Origin of the sequence: Rhizobium sp. OAE497, from assembly GCF_040546565.1 — a bacterium.
Classification (GTDB): domain Bacteria; phylum Pseudomonadota; class Alphaproteobacteria; order Rhizobiales; family Rhizobiaceae; genus Rhizobium.
In genome coordinates, this window is the sequence record NZ_JBEPOA010000003.1 from 589,028 (window position 1) to 605,477 (window position 16,450).

The 16,450-nt window shown below is 59.8% G+C and carries 19 protein-coding genes; 11 read left to right on the forward strand and 8 right to left on the reverse strand.

The genetic code is table 11. The features are described 5' to 3' along the window. Nucleotides 1-238: 238 nt before the first annotated feature. On the reverse strand, nt 239-808 hold the full coding sequence (locus tag ABIE40_RS29470; protein ID WP_199628415.1) for a type 1 glutamine amidotransferase domain-containing protein: 570 nt from the start codon (nt 806-808) through the stop codon (nt 239-241). Between the two features lie 324 nt (nt 809-1,132). On the opposite strand from ABIE40_RS29470, the gene ABIE40_RS29475 reads away from it, so the two are divergent. Next, on the forward strand, nt 1,133-1,342 hold the full coding sequence (locus ABIE40_RS29475; protein ID WP_199628414.1) for a hypothetical protein: 210 nt from the start codon (nt 1,133-1,135) through the stop codon (nt 1,340-1,342). Nucleotides 1,343-1,560: 218 nt separating this feature from the next. Here ABIE40_RS29475 and ABIE40_RS29480 read toward each other — a convergent pair whose 3' ends face one another. From ABIE40_RS29480 to ABIE40_RS29490, 3 genes are all read right to left on the reverse strand, one after another. Beyond that, a complete protein-coding gene (locus ABIE40_RS29480) occupies nt 1,561-1,743 on the reverse strand; it encodes a hypothetical protein (RefSeq protein WP_112717033.1) in 183 nt (60 codons plus the stop codon). Between the two features lie 713 nt (nt 1,744-2,456). Continuing rightward, nucleotides 2,457-2,699 (reverse strand): hypothetical protein, encoded by a 243-nt coding sequence (locus ABIE40_RS29485; protein ID WP_112717031.1) that lies wholly within the window; start codon nt 2,697-2,699, stop codon nt 2,457-2,459. A 137-nt stretch (nt 2,700-2,836) separates the two neighbouring features. Next, nucleotides 2,837-3,835: an alpha/beta fold hydrolase gene (locus ABIE40_RS29490; RefSeq protein WP_199628413.1), complete on the reverse strand. Its 999-nt coding sequence runs from the start codon at nt 3,833-3,835 to the stop codon at nt 2,837-2,839. A gap of 309 nt (nt 3,836-4,144) precedes the next feature. Here ABIE40_RS29490 and ABIE40_RS29495 point away from each other — a divergent pair, with 309 nt between their 5' ends. The 4 genes from ABIE40_RS29495 (at nt 4,145) to ABIE40_RS29510 (ending at nt 6,135) form a co-directional block, all read left to right on the forward strand. After that, entirely contained in the window at nt 4,145-4,489 is a 345-nt protein-coding gene (locus tag ABIE40_RS29495; protein ID WP_148195353.1) for a Rap1a/Tai family immunity protein, read from the forward strand. 294 nt (nt 4,490-4,783) lie between these two features. Then, on the forward strand, nt 4,784-4,927 hold the full coding sequence (locus tag ABIE40_RS29500; protein ID WP_162708697.1) for a hypothetical protein: 144 nt from the start codon (nt 4,784-4,786) through the stop codon (nt 4,925-4,927). Between the two features lie 47 nt (nt 4,928-4,974). Beyond that, nucleotides 4,975-5,265, forward strand: a complete 291-nt coding sequence (locus ABIE40_RS31085) for an SDR family oxidoreductase (RefSeq protein WP_148195352.1) — start codon at nt 4,975-4,977, stop codon at nt 5,263-5,265. A 114-nt stretch (nt 5,266-5,379) separates the two neighbouring features. Beyond that, entirely contained in the window at nt 5,380-6,135 is a 756-nt protein-coding gene (locus ABIE40_RS29510; RefSeq protein ID WP_199628412.1) for a sulfite exporter TauE/SafE family protein, read from the forward strand. A gap of 12 nt (nt 6,136-6,147) precedes the next feature. On the opposite strand, the gene ABIE40_RS29515 is transcribed toward ABIE40_RS29510, so the two are convergent. From ABIE40_RS29515 to ligD, 3 genes are all read right to left on the reverse strand, one after another. After that, a complete protein-coding gene (locus ABIE40_RS29515) occupies nt 6,148-6,771 on the reverse strand; it encodes a hypothetical protein (protein ID WP_199628411.1) in 624 nt (207 codons plus the stop codon). Nucleotides 6,772-7,061: 290 nt separating this feature from the next. After that, nucleotides 7,062-7,307 (reverse strand): hypothetical protein, encoded by a 246-nt coding sequence (locus tag ABIE40_RS29520; RefSeq protein ID WP_148195349.1) that lies wholly within the window; start codon nt 7,305-7,307, stop codon nt 7,062-7,064. Between the two features lie 342 nt (nt 7,308-7,649). Further along, nucleotides 7,650-10,313: a DNA ligase D gene (gene ligD / locus ABIE40_RS29525; RefSeq protein ID WP_199628410.1), complete on the reverse strand. Its 2,664-nt coding sequence runs from the start codon at nt 10,311-10,313 to the stop codon at nt 7,650-7,652. A gap of 787 nt (nt 10,314-11,100) precedes the next feature. On the opposite strand from ligD, the gene ABIE40_RS29530 reads away from it, so the two are divergent. After that, entirely contained in the window at nt 11,101-11,838 is a 738-nt protein-coding gene (locus tag ABIE40_RS29530) for a prolyl oligopeptidase family protein (protein WP_199628409.1), read from the forward strand. Here the strand turns inward: ABIE40_RS29530 and ABIE40_RS29535 are convergent. Continuing rightward, nucleotides 11,765-12,118, reverse strand: a complete 354-nt coding sequence (locus tag ABIE40_RS29535; RefSeq protein WP_199628408.1) for a EutQ-related cupin domain-containing protein — start codon at nt 12,116-12,118, stop codon at nt 11,765-11,767. The two genes, ABIE40_RS29530 and ABIE40_RS29535, sit on opposite strands and share 74 nt — an antisense overlap. A 73-nt stretch (nt 12,119-12,191) precedes the next feature. Between ABIE40_RS29535 and ABIE40_RS29540 the strand changes: the two genes are divergently transcribed. From ABIE40_RS29540 to ABIE40_RS29560, 5 genes are all read left to right on the forward strand, one after another. Continuing rightward, complete coding sequence (locus tag ABIE40_RS29540; protein ID WP_199628407.1) at nt 12,192-12,527, forward strand: hypothetical protein; 336 nt, start codon at nt 12,192-12,194, stop codon at nt 12,525-12,527. Between the two features lie 614 nt (nt 12,528-13,141). Further along, complete coding sequence (locus ABIE40_RS29545; RefSeq protein ID WP_199628406.1) at nt 13,142-14,419, forward strand: GAF domain-containing sensor histidine kinase; 1,278 nt, start codon at nt 13,142-13,144, stop codon at nt 14,417-14,419. Further along, nucleotides 14,420-15,160, forward strand: coding sequence for a response regulator transcription factor (locus ABIE40_RS29550; protein WP_130279693.1), 741 nt, complete (start codon nt 14,420-14,422; stop codon nt 15,158-15,160). It begins immediately after the preceding gene. 111 nt (nt 15,161-15,271) lie between these two features. Continuing rightward, on the forward strand, nt 15,272-15,487 hold the full coding sequence (locus tag ABIE40_RS29555; protein WP_354541231.1) for a tautomerase family protein: 216 nt from the start codon (nt 15,272-15,274) through the stop codon (nt 15,485-15,487). A 34-nt stretch (nt 15,488-15,521) separates the two neighbouring features. Next, complete coding sequence (locus ABIE40_RS29560) at nt 15,522-16,352, forward strand: SMP-30/gluconolactonase/LRE family protein (RefSeq protein WP_354541232.1); 831 nt, start codon at nt 15,522-15,524, stop codon at nt 16,350-16,352. Nucleotides 16,353-16,450: the final 98 nt, after the last annotated feature.

The window sequence follows — 16,450 nt, forward strand, 5'->3', positions numbered from 1 at the left end:
GACTTGAACCATAGCCGCAGCGGCGGCTATGGTTCCGGCACGATGGACCGTAGTCTCTCGGCGTCCGGTACGTTCATCATCCTTGAAATCGTCGTGGGGACGCTTCGGCTTTTCGCTCTGCCTGAACGACGCCGCCAGCAATTTAAAGAGATCCGTTCAAGAAATGCCGTAAGCAGTGGGCTGACGGCCGCTCGAAGGTGGTGAAGCGCCGAAGAAGCCGACGCTTCTTTATATCCGATTAGGCGCTGCGTGCCTGTTCTGGATGTCTGCCTTCGCCAAACTCCTCGACGATCTTTGCACAGAATGCTGGCAGGTCATCGGGCTTTCGGCTCGTGACCAGCCCCTGATCGGTCACGACCACCTGGTCAACCCAGGTTGCGCCGGCGTTCTCAATGTCCTTCCGGATCGACAAATAGGACGTGACCGTACGCCCCTTCAGAACGTCCGCTTGCACCAAGAGCCAGGGGCCGTGGCAGATCACACCCACCGGCTTGCCTTGCTCGAAAAAGGATTGCACGAACGAAACGATATCGCCGTCCGCCCGCAGCTTGTCGGCGCCGACGGTCCCGCCAGGAATCACGAGTCCGTCGAAATCGCTAGCCGACACGTCGTTTACGGCCTTATCCACGGGGTAGCTGCCGCCCGGATCAAGATCGCCGTTGTTGGTCTTGGCCTCACCGGCCTCGATCCCGACGACCGTGACAGTCGCGCCGGCAGCTTCGACTGCGTCCTTGGGCTGCTTGAATTCGGGTTCCTCGGTGCCGCGTGGTGCAATGAGGATAGCGATCTTCTTCCCTTCTAGGGTCATGGTCATCTCCAGTTGGGATGGGATTGGGACAGGAACGTCCTGATTGTAACCCGCCTGTACCGTAGAAGTTCCGGCCGATATGCCCTCAATTCTGAGGACGGTACGATAGAGGACGGTTTCGGCGCAGAAAGAACCACTGTTGTGCCCCGATCTCCTTCAACCCAAGAAGGAGAACGACATTGGTCCGTTGGCAACAATCCGACATCAAGGATCTACAAAACTGCTCTACCTCGCACATGATGCGACCGCCGCATAAGATCTCGCATCGAGCGGCTCAATGGCCGGGAACCCGCAAGCCAGATTGCCTCTTCAAGGAAGACCTACATGTGGCACGTCCAGGTGCTCAACGGCATTGGCCGCGAACTAGAAGTCAAAGCTCCGGCTCAGGGCGACATGAAGCAGACGTTCACAAGTTGCAAGATCGCGTTCGGCGACATGCTGGGCAACGCCGCCTGGAGGCATGAAAACGAGCGCGGGGCGACACGGTTACCGCCTGCGAGCGGGCAATCCGGACGCGATCCCGGCGTGGTCTGAGCGTGGAAGCGCTGCGAGAAATAACCTACGCGGTGGGCGCGCTGGGAACTACCTCGTATTAAACGCTGTTCCAATCTTGCCCGTACAACTTTCGTTCATCGCCCGCCTGCTAGGCCGACCCGGGCTCGCACGGCATTCGTCCAACCACTCCGGCCTCCGCCGCAGTCGTAGCCGAGAGGGTTCACCCGTTCCCAACCGGGGAGCATCCCTTTTTATATTCAGCCGCTGCCTGGTGAAACGCTGTCGTCGTTCTTGTCTGGAAGCAAACCGGCGCCAGGCGTCTTGCTCTCGTCCTGTAGGTGCGGCTTGTCGTGAGGGCCGGCTGCCGGGAGATCCGCTGCTTCAGGCGATTTCTTTCCTGTCTCTTCGATGGCCTGCTGGGCCTTTGTATCCTTGTGCATTCGGCACTCCTTTGTTGTGAGGGAAAACCCGCGTGAAGGTTTGGAGTTCCGTGCGAGCCGTAGCGAGACCTTCCTGAAAAGAAAGGACCATAGCCGGCGTGACCTCGCCGGATCCTAGCCGTGGACGACGACTATCTGGCCGGCGACGCCGCGGCAGCGTTACGGGGAGCTGGGGCGGAAGTCCTTTGTCCGTGTCCAAGCGAGGGAGCCGCTGCGCGGTGGTGGCCCCGCTTCGAGATCGCCCGGTCCATGAAGGCGCGCGGCGTCGCGTTTGTTTTCATCACCGGCTACGATCCGGACGTCATCCCACCTGAGTGCGGTGACGTTAAGCGGCTACAAAAGCCAGTCCCCTTCCGGTTGCTTGCCGAGGCGGTAAGAGAGCTTCAAGCCCTGCTGCGCCGCTGTGCTAACAGTCTGTTCCACCCTTTTGCGCGTCCCAGGCTTCAGGCCAAACAGCATTTCCATGCACCATTCTGGACGCGAATGCGCCAGTCGTTGGCAACGGGAGCGGCACCTCGCAGCCGACTTTGGACAAGCAGGCCCGGGCGCGCCCGGCAACTTCGCAGCGGGCTGTCGGAGTTCTGCTGCTGACCGTTTAGAATGCGGGAGCCATCGACCGCCAATGTCAGCTGATTTAAAGGGCTTCAGGGATTGCCTGTAGTGGCAATGGCATCCTTGTGACGCGGCTTCAGCAAGGCTTTGTCTCATGGACGTCAGTCGTTGTCGCTGTCGCGTGTTCCTCGTGCCAGATCATGCAGCGCCTGTGTGTCTTCGGGGCTGAACTCGGACGAGAGGATCACGCTTAAGAACGCAGCGCGAGCGATTTCTTTCTTCGATGCATCCGGATAGCGCGCTTTAACGGCATCGATCAGCGCCTTGGGCTTCATGCCCGGTACTGCCAATTCGCGTATCGTAGTGGCCATGCCTTCGATCTGACGTAGCTTCTTCTCCCGCATTTCGCCTCCTATTGGGTCTCAGGCGACGGTGTCATACGCGCATCAAAACTAGATGACTGCTGCAGAAAACTGTGTGCGGGTGCCACGACGGGTTTTCCACTGGCTGTCCGCGAGTTCAAAGGCTAGGAATATCGTGATCAAGCAACAGCACGGGGGTGCTGGAGAGCGGGATCGGCAATGGCTTGGCAGCTGACGAGTTCTTGAAGCGCCTCGAGCGCGATGCCAGGGACCGAATGGTGCGGTAGGTGCCCCACCCCTTCAAGGACCCGAACCGTTGGATTTCCGTGCACGCGTCGAAGCCATTCGATGTGACGGGCAGGCTTGATGATCCGGTCGCCGGATCCGAAGATGATCCGCAGCTCCAAGTCGCTTGGCAATCTGGACAGTGTGGCCATGTCGCGGTTAAAGAGCCTCGCCTCGTTGGCCATTGTCACGATAGCGCTGCTATTGACGAAGCGCTCAGGCGCAAGCGCAGCAAGTTCAGTAGGGACTTCGTTCGGAAAGGCTGACGCTGTCAGCCCCTTCCTTGCGAGCAAGGCCGCGTATCGGGAAAGGACATGTCTACTTATGAAGGTTCCAACGATTGGAGCCGTTGCGATACGCAGGTCGAGCATCGGCTTGTCGTAGATCGGGCTGCAGCAGGGAGAAAGCAGCAGCAGGCGGCGGGCAAGATCGGGCCTTCGCGCGGCAAGATGCACAGCGATCGCGCTTCCAATCGAATGCGCGACGACGACTGCTCCAGTGATCTTCAAACCCTCCAAGACGTCCTCAAGCCAGAACGATTGACCAAGCGGGCCGTGTTCAGGGCCGTCCAGGCTGTCGCTGTAGCCGTAGCCGGGCCGGTCGAGCGCGATAAGACGATGGCTCGTGTCCCGGAAGGGCAGCAAAACTTCTTCGGCGAAACTTCCGCACCCATGAAGTAGAATAACCGGGGCGGCCTCACTCGGTCCAGATTCTAGATAGTGAACGCTTGTACCTTTGGAAGTGCGGAAAAACCTAGATTTGGCGTGCATGCGTGCCTCTGTCGATCTGAGCGCAAAAACGCCCCAAAAAGCTTCTTGTTCCGTTGACGGATTGGCCCTTTGCTTAGCCGTTTTCGCGGCGTCACCGGTGAGCTCGATGTGCTCTCCTGTCATCTTGAGTGACCTACGCGAAACCATTCTCGGCGTAGCGCGCTTTCTTTGCTCAGGGCTAACGAACGGCCTCGGTGCGGACGCCCGGCGATCCTTGAGGTCTTGGCCTAAGCGGCTCGGTTCCTCGGTCGTTACCGGGATTGGCGATATGAGGTGTTGCCTCAGACGAGCGACTTCGGCTCCGTCGCCCCGGCGAGGGCTGGGTCAATCGTCGCGAGATGCCAGCTGTGCGTCTAAATTACGATTGCACATTGCAGAAGGCGCTATTAGCTCTGGCTTCAAACAGCAGAGAAGTGAAAGAGAAGGGATAATATGAAGCTTCACTTGGCCGCAGCATTCCTACTTTTTTCGACCACACCCTTGATTGCAGGTCCATGGACGGGCCAGGATCTCCATGATGCTTGTCAGCGAACACCAAGCTTTGTGACCGGTTACGTGACTGGATGGGTCGACAAATGGTCGGCGGATAACTTGAGCGGTATGGAAAGCTCGAAGGTCGATGGCGCGACGAGGCTCTGCTTGAGCCGCAACCTCTCCGCCAATCAAATGACGACCGCTTACTGCCAATATCTCGCTAATCATCAGGATGCGCTGTCGCAAAGCTCAGATGAACTACTGACAAAGGCTCTGGGCGAAGCATTTCCATGTCAGCAATAATGCACTCTTGCGTTGCTTTTGGCATTTGATGGCTGCTCGCACGCAGCGGCTTTTCCGCTGCGCCTTCGACCGCTGCAGCAGATTCAGCCACGTTCCAAAACACCTCGCCGGTGACTTTCGGCCATCCAATCTCATCTGCATTGATGCGGCCCGATCCTTGCGGCCAATCCCAGCAGTCGCTCTTCGATGAGGTCGGGGCTCAACCATTTCGGCTACTCGTTCGAACCGGCATTACCAGCGAGGATCGGGCCAGTCCGCATTTTCCCAGATGGCGAACGTCGCCGGAGAGATCAGATGTCTATCGCCGGTCTGCGATCGCGTTGGGAGTTCACGTTCCAGTTCCGCTATGCGGGCACGATTTCGGCCAACTCGCTCAGCCAGTGCCGGTTGGCTCAGCCGACGATTTTTGCGGGCTGCGAGCAGTTGTTTGCTCAATGACTGAAAAACGGTAGTGATCATTCGGAATTTCGCAACCTATTCCACAAATGGACGGAATTCCGTTCGCGGTCGGCTTGATTGGCTGCGCCCCAGCGCGCGCTGGTAACCTGATCCTCGTTCGCGTAACGAGAGCCAAGCTTCGAACGAGCAGCGCTGGGTGCACGAGGCCGCTCTGGTCGGTTCCGCAGAGCGAGGCGAAGATTGCTGACCGGTCAGCTCTCAGGCGCTGGGGCACGGCCGACGATCTGGTCGGGCCGATCTTGTTCCTCTGCTCGCCGGCTGCGAATTTCGTCACGGGTGTGACCTTGCCTGTCGATGGCGGTTATAGCGTCGGCTAGTGCTCCAGAGCCAGTCGAGGGCAGGACTGCACCCACGCGGTCTCGCTTCGACGCGCCTGCGATGATAGACCATCATCCGTACGACGCGCCCACATGCAAATCCTGGCAGTTTCGATGAATGATATCTTGCTTCTGTTGTTCGCGGGGATGCTGGCGGGCAGCATGAATGCGTTGGCCGGTGGCGGGTCCTTCGTGTCCCTGCCGGCGCTGATTTCGGTCGGAGTACCGTCGGTCGCAGCAAATGCGACGAGCACATTTTCCCTTTTCCCTGGCGGATTGGCGAGCTCCTGGGTCTATCGCGAAGGGTTCGGCAAAGTCTGCGGTGTGCCGGTCTTGCCGATTGCGCTTGCAACGGTCCTCGGAGGGCTCTGCGGCAGCGTGCTGCTGCTATTGACGCCTTCCAGTGTGTTCGACGCCTTCCTCCCCTGGCTGCTGCTGATCGCTACGCTCATGCTGGTTTTCGGGCGCCGGATCAGCGCGGTCTTCCGGAGCCGTGCTTCAGCCCAAACCTCGACCATCGTCCCCGTCCAGTTCTTACTCGGCGTCTATGGCGGCTACTTCGGTGGCGCGGTCGGCCTGATGATGCTGGCGGCCTGGAGTGTCTTCGGCGGAGGAGAGATCAAGGAATTGAGCCCGATGCGAATGCTGATGGTCATGGCCGCGAACGCGGTGGCCGTCATCGTTTTCGTCGCAGCCGGAGCGATTGCCTGGTCTCAATGCCTGCCGATGTTGATCGGGGCGCTTCTCGGCGGCTGGTTGGGAGCGCATATCGGCCGGAAACTGCCGGCTTCTGCGATCAGGGCTCTCACCATTGTACTTGCCGTCGCGACAACGGCGGTATTCTTTGCCCGGGCGTATTTCGTCGAGTAACCTGGATTTGACCTATTTCAAGAAACCGTCGCGTCCGAATTCTTCCCAGCCTTCCAGCTTCGGCGAATTGGCGTCGGTCGTGGTCTCAGCCTTCTTTGCCTTACTCTTTTTCAGTGATCGGGTCAGCTTCGCCTGATATGCGGCGCGGCGCCGATTTTCGGCTTTGGCGATCGCGTCTTCCTCGCGCCATTCATCCACTGCACCTCGATCCAGAATGTCCACGACAACCTTCGGATCGAACACGTGAAAGGTGATCCGGCGGGCGCGGCCGTTCAGCCGGACTGTTCGTGTTCCAGCACTCGGCAGCCGGCCGTCCGCCAGCCAACGATGGCGCTCGCTGGTCGTGATCGTCAGGATGTCCTGGATCTCGCGCGGGATGACCGGCAACTGCTCGATGCCGTCGAGCACCTTGCTGACGATAGCCGATACAGCGTGGAATTCGTTCTTCTGGCTGGCGGGCATCACGAGGGTGATTTCGCCCGCATCGAGATCAAGCGACTTCTTCACGGCGGCCGGAACCCGTGCCCGGAGTTCCAGAAGAATACCCTTGGCGCGAACCGCCGATCCCATGGTCGCTGCCGACGCGAGCCGCCACGTCTTCAGGAGTTCGACGTCATTCTTCTGTTCTTTTCGCATGGCATTGAAATGGGTTGCTAGCGATCCTTCGTCAACACGTATCGAGAGCGATAACTGAAAGCAGCGGTCAAGAGTAATACCTCTGACCTACCGAGTTACGGGATTAAGACATGACGACCGTGACGGCGAAAAGCTAAGAGACCATACCGAAGGGAGTTCGCGGACTGCTTGGGTTTGGACACCGATTCCATGATGGCAAGGACACGTGGTGATGCTTTACACGGTCGATACCAAACTCGGCAACGCTGGAACAGGCATTTGTCGGGTCACTCTGTCACCATCGTCGCTCCTTAGATATCGAGGCGTCGCTGCTGCCAGTCCTTGTATGGCGCCAATAGCTGTCCTGGGAATCGCTCTTCGATCGCGGTTTCAACCATGGCGATCCTTACAAAGACCTCGCTGCTGTCGCGGTCTTTAGAAGGAATGTCTCCGCTTTCGTCTTCGAGCTTCTGCATCAGCACAAAGAGTTCTTCGTCGGTCATCGCGGAAAACTGGTCCGCGAACGCCGCGGTATCAAAGTCTTGTCCCTCCGCCATTGTCTGTCTGCTCCTTTGTCATCAATGGTTTTGGCGATCGCGGCCTAATCGTTATCCAGTTCGATAGAGACCGGGGCGTGATCGCTGGTGTGCTCCCCGGCGCGCGAGCTTGTCGACGCCGCAGGTTTGTAGTCGTTCCGCAGCGAGGGACTGAGCAGGAAATGGTCAATGTGAGGGCCTGCGTCGCGGGCGACGGCGTTGCGGAAAGCGCCAAAAAAATCGTATGCCGGGAAAGTGGAGTCCCGGGTCCATGAGCCGCGCTAACCGACGCATGTGGCGAATGCGGACGCAGACGGTCGACATTGTGGAAGTCCCTGCACTGACTATGTCCTCGCCCGTATGTCATGCCGCCACATTCATCATCTTGCCAAGACGTTTGATGGCCTGCTCCAGCGAGCGCTGTCCATCACAATAGTCCTGCCAGGCGATCGTCTTGGACAAGAGCGCCGGTACCGTGCGGATCGTGAAGCGTTTCGGATCGAGATCCGTCTTCACCTGGCTCCAGGTGAGCGGCATCGATACCGTTGCTCCAGGCCGGGCGCGTGGCGATAGGGGCGCGACCGCCGTCGCCATGCGATCGTTGCGCAGGTAGTCGAGGAATATCCGGCCATTGCGCTGGTTCTTGGCCATCTTGATCAGATAGATGTCAGGGTTGTCGCGTGCCATCTGCAGGCAGACATCGTGTGCGAACGCTTTTGCCTCCGGCCATGTCAGCTTCTTGCCCTTGGCCACGGCAAGCGGGGTGACGACATGCAGACCCTTGCCTCCGGTGGTCTTGCAGAAGCTGACGAGGCCGAGTTCCTCTAGCCGATCGCGCATTTCGCGGGCGGCTTCGACCACGGTGGAGAAGGGTACGTCCGGACCGGGATCAAGGTCGAAGACAAGACGACCGGGAACCTCCGGCTGGCCGGGTTCGCAATTCCAGGGATGCAGCTCAACGCCGCCGATCTGGGCGATGGCGGCGAGGCCCTCGACCCGATCGATCTGCAGATAGGGTTTCTTGTCGCCGAACACCTTGACCAGTTCGAGGAGGTTCGACGTTCCAGGCATTGCGTGCCGCTGGAAGAACTGCTCGGCGCCGATGCCGTCTGGCGTGCGGATGATCGAGCATGGCCGCCCCTTTATATGGTCGATAAGCCATGGTCCGACAGCTTCATAATAGTGGGCGAGATTCTCCTTGGTGACCGGCACCCCGTCATTGGCATCCGGCCACAGGGCCTTGTCCGGGCTGGAGATCATCACGCCCATCACCTCGGCCTTGGCGTTCTTGCCGCGTGCCGGCCTTGATGGCTTTGTCGCGGCCGGCGCCGGGGTCTCTGTCTTCGCCGGCGATGCCGGCATTTCCGCCTCGACTTCGGCTGCGGGTTTATCTTCGCGCAATCCCTTAAAGGCGGCCTGACGGACCAGGCCGTCCGCCGTCCAGCCGGCGAACTGGATCTCGGCGACCAGTTCGGGTTCAACCCAGACGATGTTGGGATCCTTCTTCGGCGCGCCGATGCCGGTGAACGGTGATTTGTCGGTCTCGATCTTCCGAAGCTTCGGCAAGATCGCGTCGACCGTTTTGGCCCCGTAGCCGGTTCCGACCCGGCCGACATAGACGAAGTGGTAACCCCTGAACACGCCGACCAACAATGAGCGGAACTTGCCGTTGGTCTTGGCATAAGCACCGATCACGACTTCATGGCCGGCGCGGCATTTGGACTTCGCCCATGTCTTGGTGCGGCCCGACTCATAGAGACCATCCGCCTGCTTTGAAACAATGCCTTCCAGCGAGAGCTTGCAGGCCGACTTCAGGACGGCGTCACCACCGGTTTCGAAATGCTCGACGAAACGCAGGCGTGAATCCTCACCGGCACCATCCAGCAATCTCTGCAGCCGTTCCTTCCGCTTGATGAGCGGCAGTTGCCGCAGATCTTCGTCGCCTTCGAACAGCAAGTCGAAAGCGAAATAGACCAGCGCGTCGGTCTTTCCCTCCGACAGTGCTGCCTGAAGCGCTGCGAAATCTGGCGCCCCGTTTTCGTCGAGGGCGCAGATCTCGCCGTCGATGATGGCATCTGGCAGGTTCGCGGCCGATGTTGCAATCGCCGGATATTTTGCCGTCCAGTCCAGGCCCTTTCTGGTCTTCAGCGTCACCTCGCCGTTTTCGATGCGAGCCTGGATGCGGTAGCCGTCGAACTTGATCTCGTGGACCCAGCCCCCGGCCGAGGGCGGGCGTTCCAGCGTTTCGCAAAGCTGCGGAGGGATGAACTCGGGCATTACGGACTTCGCTGGCTTGGCACTTTTGGCTGCGGCTGATGTCCGTTTAGTCTTGGTTTCGGCTTTGCGTCCTTCAGCAGCAAGGCCGTGGTTGCTGTCCCAGACGGCATCGGCCTGAACGTCGCCACTCTGGACCATGAACGGCTTCGGCTTCCTGCCCTTGCCGGCGGCAATCGCCTCCATGGTTCGGCCGGAGGCGACCGACGTTGCGTTGTCCTCAAGGACGGCCGCGCCGTCCTCCTCGACTGAGAAGTCGTCATGATGTTTGATCAGTAGCCAGTTGGTCCGCTTGCCGCCGTCGCGGTCGCTGCGCATTCGCACCAGGACAAAGCTACCGTGAAGCCTCTCGCCCTCCAGTGTGAACTTGAAGTCGCCCTTGGCCAGGGCCTGCTCAGGCGTCTTGTTGCCTTCCGGCTCCCAGTAGCCGCGATCCCAGAGCATGACCGTGCCGCCGCCATACTGGCCCTTGGGGATCGTCCCTTCGAAGTCGCCATAGTCCAGCGGATGGTCTTCAACCTCGACCGCCAGACGCTTGTCGTGCGGATCAAGTGACGGTCCCTTGGTCACCGCCCAAGACTTGAAGACACCGTCGAGTTCGAGCCGCAGGTCATAATGCAGGCGCGTCGCATCATGTTTCTGGATCACGAAGCGCCTGCGGGTCGATGCTTTCAGCTTCGCTGCGCCGCTCGGCTCCTGCGTCTTCTGAAAATCGCGCTTCTGCTTGTAGGTCGAGAGCTTGTCGCTTGCCATGGCCGTCCCCGGTACAAATCCGCCTCCCGCCTCGGATGAAGACGGGATTAGGCGCGGGCCAGACAGGTGAGACGCTCGACTGCCGTTTCGTTGGCGCGATGAGAAACCGGAAAATCATCGCGTTCATTATCCCTGTCACGTTCGGTTGACTGAGCACGCAACCTCGACAAGCAAAAGGCAATACATGACGATTTGTTCCGTCGCATTGGAGAGCGGAGGTGGCAGACGCGGAATTCGGTTTTGAATAATCGACCGAGGCTCCCTGGAGTTGGTATGCGCCTTGCGCATGACTGCGGTGCAGCAAAGTCTATTTAATAGGCGACGGGGATCCGTATGATGTGTCCATCGAAGCGATGCACCTCCTCCCGCATCGGTTCGATATGCAAGCGCCTTACTCCTCCCAGAGGCGTTTGCGGGAGCAGCAACACTCCTCCTCCCAGTTGCTGTTCGGTTATTGCTGAAAGCCTGCCGCAACTCCTCCCGCGGCAGGCTTTTTCGTGTAGTCCTGCGACAGCGCGGATGCCGGAGAAGGAGGCGTCGGCAGCTAAAGACATTACGCGTTGGGGACGTTTGATTTGCTTTTTCGCGGGGCAACTTTCTCAACGTAGTTTTCGCCCAGATCAGTTGCTTGAGCTGTCTGGAGCATCAGTTTCACTTCTGTTCTGTCGCATAACTGTCGCCACCCGGGTTGACGGCCGGAACAAGGTAACCAGGCGCTATCTCCACACGCTTCCCGGCCGCGATATGCTGGAACGGCGTATGGGAGCCGAATGGTTCGTCATCGGCAATGACGAAAGAAAGCCTTTTCTCGTCACCCGATGGCGCAGAGGGCGGGCTTGTCGTGTCGCTCAACACGGCCGAAGAGCATCCTCGTCTCCGGGAAGTCGTCGCCGAGGACGCAGATAGGGCGGTTCTCAACGAGGCTGCGGTCATGGGCAGAGGGCTCTTCATCGCCCATCTCGTCGATGCCAAGACGGAGATACGCCGCTTCGGCATGAGTGGCAGACCTGCAGGGATCGTCACGTTGCCAGGTATTGCGACGGCGGGCGGATTTCAGGGCCGACCGCGCGACAGCGAAGCATTCTTCGGGTTTACGGCGTTCGCTGCGCCGACCGCGGTCCATCAGCACGATACGGAGATCAATGCGGTGGAGCGGAACGCTTCCAACAAGCCGGACGACATCACTGTCGAGCAACGCATCTACCGCTCGAAGGACTGGACGGAGGTGCCGATCTTTAACGTGCGCCGAAAGGACGTTACGATCGCTGCCCGATATTGCTTTGTGGCTGCGGGGGCTTCGGAATTCCTCGGGTTCCTATGCCAACCCGATCCACCTCGCCTGGGTGGAGCAGGGCGGGTTTTGGCAATCGCCGGCATCCGCGGTGGTGGAGAGATAGGGCTCTACGGCTGCAAAACCGGGCAGGCCCTGTCGGCAGGGCAGGAGGTCTTCCTCATCTGTCTCGAGCCTCGGCCCAGTGCGGATAGGTCACATAGGCCGTCGTCGCGCCTTCGCCCTCAGTCGTGATGGTGACGGATTGACCCTTAGGCATGTAAACAATGTCGCCCGGTCCCGCGGTGACCGTTCCGTCGCTGGTGGATACGGACAGTCGTCCCTCAAGCACGATCATGGTGTCGTCGACGGCCATCGTTTCGGTCAGCGACTGACCGGGTGCGTACCGCCCATAGCCGATCGAGACAGGGCCACCGTTTCTCTCGTCCACCAGGTTTCCGACATAAATGTCGGCATCCTGTCCGGGTGATTTGACGAGTCCCGCGTCCGACATGCTGAACTTTCGGACCTTCATCTACAACCTCCTGCGTTTCCCCATCAAATAGTGCCAACGTTCGTAACGCCAACCTGATCCTATGGAGAAAAGTATGACTGAAAAGACCTGCTCCGCGCCGACGCCCGAACAGCGGAAATACCTCGAGATCCGCAATGCGGCGGAGCGTTCGATGTTAGACAAGGTCTTCAAGGCAATCGACGTCGCGGCTGCCGAGGTCGCAGACGGTTTCAAGGAGGCCGGCCTGGAATTCGCGCCGACCAGCAGGGAGTATTTCATGTTCACGGTTCAGCAGGTGACATTCGTCCGTTTGTGCGGTGGCGATCCCGATACGCTGAAAGGCGGCGATCCAGAGCTGGGTCAGCGGGTCGTCAACAATGGCCAGCATATCATCGACAGTTATTGGCGAGAAGGCGGCCGCGCCCAGTAAACCGATCCAGGACGTCGTTATATCGCTCTCCGCTTGAGCAGGACCGGACGGTCGCTGGCACGGACTTTTAGGAGGCAACAAGCGCTCGCAGCGCCGCCGATTGATGACGGCGGCTTAGGAGATAGAGGTAGAGCGCTTCCATCGGGGAAGACCATGAAGGCAAAACGTGCAGAAAAGTACCCGCGATCGACATGGTCTTTTACCATTGCGCTCTTTGTCTCGGGATCAAATGCGAATGCCGCGCGCCGCTCCCCATCAGCGGCTTCAAAACGGAGCTCTTTCATATTGCCGTAGTTGGCCCCTCAAGGCATCGGCCGACGGCCGACCAAGCTTTGGGCCTTTGTCGGCCCATAGCAACAATGCCGCTCGAACCTCAACTTTCACGTCCCGGTCGGCCGCTTTGAATTCGGCCGCAAAGTCGTCATGCGTGCGGCGAACATTCGTGATGGGCCGACATCGAGTGGCCGATCGCGCGTTGGGCGGCTTTAGGGACGAAAGCCCAGCCTTCTCGCCGGGCAATGTCACGACCCGGAAAATCAACCTGATGCAATCTCGATAGAAAGGTGCCATCATCGGCCTGACTTCGCCGGGAGAACGGAGTTGGAGGATAATGCATGATCGGAAACGACGCTGAACTTGTCGATCGGCTGCTGGCGATCTCCAGGGCCTTTGCCGGACACATGGATCCGGGGACAGCGTTTCGCGCAACGGCAGTCGAGATCGGCAGGCTGTTGCCGCACGACCATATCGACGTCGCGGTACTTCTGAACGAGGGTCGCAGTCACATCTGTTATGAGACCGGCTGCCAGACGAGTTGGAGCGAACTGGTGCTCAGTCCGCCACCGGTCGAGCTGAGCCCGGTACGCGCGGTGCTCAGAGGCGAGCTGCCCTTTCTTTTGACCGACGACGCGCTGCACGATCAGCGGTTTCATTTCGTCGGTGCGCTCGACGAACCAATCTTTGCCGCGAAGCTCCGCAGCCGTATCATCGTGCCGTTGCGCGCACGGGGCGACATCATCGGCGCGCTCAACATCAGCCGCCATGAACCGGGCTGCTACACCTCCGCCGATCTGGAGATCGCCCAGCAATGTGCGGAATTCATTGCTCCCTATATCTTCGCCCTGATCCAGAGCGAGGAGGCGCACCGCGCCATGCTGGCCGAAAGCACGGCACGCAATCGCGAGGAACTTTTACGCGTCGGGGCTTCGCGGCTGACCGAAGGCATGGAGCGGGAACGGCGGCGCATTGCGATGGACCTGCACGACCAAACGCTTGCAGACCTGTCACGGGTGGTGCGTCAGGTGTCGGCGCTTCATCGCCATGGTGTTGCCGGAGCCGGGCAGCTTGCCGAACTCGAGCGGGAAATCGTCAATTGCCTGACGGAACTGCGCCACATCGTCGATGACATGCGGCCGAGCGTCCTCGAACTGTTCGGTCTGCGCGATGCGATAGAGGCGCATCTTAACCGGAGCGTCAGCCGGGCCACGCCATCGATTGCAGTGAACATCCATGATACGAGCGGGGGTGCCGCCGATGACCTGCCTGAGCGGACACTGACGGCGATATACCGTATTGCGCAGGAAGCGATCAACAATGCTGTCAAGCATGCAACGCCCGGCCGCATCGAGGTGCGCGTCGAATCGACACCGGCGCTGCTGCGGGTAATCGTTTCCGATGACGGATCGGGCTGTTTCAACGTCGATCCGCAGGCGAGCGGCGGCATTGGCCATATGCACACGCGCGCCGACCTGATCGGCGCGCGGTTGCGTATCGGCCGCTCCGGCCGTAAGGCCGGCACACGGGTGGCGCTCGAAGTGCCACTTGTCGGCGAATCGGTCTTTGCCGGAACGCTGCCGCCCGAAATCGCGCCAGCTGCGATGGAGAGCCTCTAAATGCTGGTGATGGTCGCTGAAGATGACGGGCTACATCGGGCCTTCGTGCGCAATATCATCGAACACCTCTGGCCCGGCAATGTCGAGGTCATCGAAACAGGCCGCGGTGATGTGGCGATGGATCTCGCCCGTAACCGGGAGCCGCCTTATGTCGTGCTTGATCTGCAGTTGCCGAAGGCAACCGGCATCGAGGTCGCACGCTCGATCTGGCACCGGCGCGCCGATACTCATATTCTTTTCTGGTCGAACTTTGCCGACGAATCCTATGTGCGCGGTGTCGCGCGCATCGTGCCGCCCGGCACGGTCTACGGCTATGTGTTAAAATCGGCCTCGGAGGAGGGCATGCGGTCGGCGTTGCGAGGGGTCTTCGCCGAGGGACACTGCATCATCGACCGGGAAGTGAGAGGCATTCAGCATCGGGTGCAGGATCGGCTAGAAGGGATCACCGACAGCGAATATGAGAGCTTGCTCGACGTCGCGCTCGGGCTGACCGACAAGGCGATCGCCACGCGGCGTGGCCTCTCTACACGCGGCGCGCAGGCGCGCATCCGTCATCTTTACGAAAAGCTTGGCGTCGCTGTGCCCGAGGAGGGCGCGGGTGAGGGCGGTTCTCTGTTCAACTCGAGAACGCGGGCAATCTGCCTCGCGCTCGCGCGCGGCCTTATTAATGCCGATGCGCTGCGGCGGGCCCAGGAAAGCCTTGATGCGTGGCTCGCACAGACCGCAACCCGGAAAGAATAGCGGGTAGACTGTGCGAATACACACTCCGTTCTGCGTCTTCGTGCGTAGCGGGATATTCCCCATCCGTGGCTTACTGTCGGCACAATGATAAGAATGTTGGGAGAACACCTTATGCCCTTCGTCAATATTCAGATACTCAAAGGACATTCTCAGGACCGCAAGAACGAGATCGCGCGGCGTGTCACCGAGGCGGTCAGCGAGGTGGCGGAGCTGCCCAAGGAAGCGATCTGGGTCGTTTTCGAGGATGTTGCCGACACGGATTGGTACGTCGCCGGAAAGACCGTCAAGGCGACCAAGAGCTTGAGATATGGCGAAAAGCGCGCGTGATCCCGGTTTTGCGGATGTCGTCGGCGATGGGGCTTTGGAGACGCTGGCAAGCGGGCTCGGCTTCACCGAAGGTCCAGTTTGGCATCCCTACGAAAAATGGCTTGTCTTCAGCGACATGCCTGAGAACCGCATGTATATCCGCCGGCCCAACGGCATCATCGAGGATTTCCGGCGGCCGAGCCACAAGGCGAACGGCAATACACTCGACCGGCAAGGACGTCTTCTCACCTGCGAACATGCAACGAGCCGTGTTTCGCGCCTCGAGCGCGACGGTTCGACCAGCATCATTGCCACGCACTACAAGGACAAGGAGCTGAACAGCCCGAACGACATCGTCGTCGCGACGGGCGGAGCGATCTATTTTACCGACCCAACGTTCGGGCGCATGGAATATTACGGCGTGCCGCGGCCGCAGGATCTCGCCTTTCAAGGCGTGTATCGGGTCGACCCCGACGGTTCGAACCTGACCCTGCTTATCGACGATTTCGCCCAGCCGAATGGACTTTGTTTTTCCCTTGATGAATCGCGTCTCTTCATCAACGACACGGAGCGCCAGCATATCCGCGTCTTCAACATCTCGCCGCGGGGTGAGCTGTCGGGAGGCGCCGTGTGGGCCGAGACCAAAGGTGAGGAACCGGGCGCGCCCGATGGCATGAAGATCGATAGCTGCGGCAATATCTACTGCTGCGGACCGGGCGGCATCCACGTCTTTGACCCGTCTGGCCATGCGCTCGGCATCATCCGCACGCCGGAGCCGACGGCCAACTTTGCCTTCGGTGACGATGATTTGAAAAGCCTTTACATTACTGCTTCGAGTTCGCTGCATAGACTGAGGGTGCGCGTGCCGGGGTTGAGACTGTTCTGAAGTCCGGGGAAACCGGCTAGCAGGAATGGCCGTCGATGGAGGATCGGCGCCACGGATGCCTCGGCATCCGGATGACGGTTGCCGGAGGGCCGGAACCG

What these genes read in the sequence shown, in the direction of transcription:
- ABIE40_RS29470 (WP_199628415.1), bottom strand. Translation starts at nt 808, where the DNA reads ATGACCCTAGAAGGGAAGAAGATCGCTATCCTCATTGCACCACGCGGC.
- ABIE40_RS29475 (WP_199628414.1), top strand. Translation starts at nt 1,133, where the DNA reads ATGTGGCACGTCCAGGTGCTCAACGGCATTGGCCGCGAACTAGAAGTC.
- ABIE40_RS29480 (WP_112717033.1), bottom strand. Translation starts at nt 1,743, where the DNA reads ATGCACAAGGATACAAAGGCCCAGCAGGCCATCGAAGAGACAGGAAAG.
- ABIE40_RS29485 (WP_112717031.1), bottom strand. Translation starts at nt 2,699, where the DNA reads ATGCGGGAGAAGAAGCTACGTCAGATCGAAGGCATGGCCACTACGATA.
- ABIE40_RS29490 (WP_199628413.1), bottom strand. Translation starts at nt 3,835, where the DNA reads ATGACAGGAGAGCACATCGAGCTCACCGGTGACGCCGCGAAAACGGCT.
- ABIE40_RS29495 (WP_148195353.1), top strand. Translation starts at nt 4,145, where the DNA reads ATGAAGCTTCACTTGGCCGCAGCATTCCTACTTTTTTCGACCACACCC.
- ABIE40_RS29500 (WP_162708697.1), top strand. Translation starts at nt 4,784, where the DNA reads ATGTCTATCGCCGGTCTGCGATCGCGTTGGGAGTTCACGTTCCAGTTC.
- ABIE40_RS31085 (WP_148195352.1), top strand. Translation starts at nt 4,975, where the DNA reads ATGGACGGAATTCCGTTCGCGGTCGGCTTGATTGGCTGCGCCCCAGCG.
- ABIE40_RS29510 (WP_199628412.1), top strand. Translation starts at nt 5,380, where the DNA reads ATGAATGATATCTTGCTTCTGTTGTTCGCGGGGATGCTGGCGGGCAGC.
- ABIE40_RS29515 (WP_199628411.1), bottom strand. Translation starts at nt 6,771, where the DNA reads ATGCGAAAAGAACAGAAGAATGACGTCGAACTCCTGAAGACGTGGCGG.
- ABIE40_RS29520 (WP_148195349.1), bottom strand. Translation starts at nt 7,307, where the DNA reads ATGGCGGAGGGACAAGACTTTGATACCGCGGCGTTCGCGGACCAGTTT.
- ligD (WP_199628410.1), bottom strand. Translation starts at nt 10,313, where the DNA reads ATGGCAAGCGACAAGCTCTCGACCTACAAGCAGAAGCGCGATTTTCAG.
- ABIE40_RS29530 (WP_199628409.1), top strand. Translation starts at nt 11,101, where the DNA reads ATGACGAAAGAAAGCCTTTTCTCGTCACCCGATGGCGCAGAGGGCGGG.
- ABIE40_RS29535 (WP_199628408.1), bottom strand. Translation starts at nt 12,118, where the DNA reads ATGAAGGTCCGAAAGTTCAGCATGTCGGACGCGGGACTCGTCAAATCA.
- ABIE40_RS29540 (WP_199628407.1), top strand. Translation starts at nt 12,192, where the DNA reads ATGACTGAAAAGACCTGCTCCGCGCCGACGCCCGAACAGCGGAAATAC.
- ABIE40_RS29545 (WP_199628406.1), top strand. Translation starts at nt 13,142, where the DNA reads ATGATCGGAAACGACGCTGAACTTGTCGATCGGCTGCTGGCGATCTCC.
- ABIE40_RS29550 (WP_130279693.1), top strand. Translation starts at nt 14,420, where the DNA reads ATGCTGGTGATGGTCGCTGAAGATGACGGGCTACATCGGGCCTTCGTG.
- ABIE40_RS29555 (WP_354541231.1), top strand. Translation starts at nt 15,272, where the DNA reads ATGCCCTTCGTCAATATTCAGATACTCAAAGGACATTCTCAGGACCGC.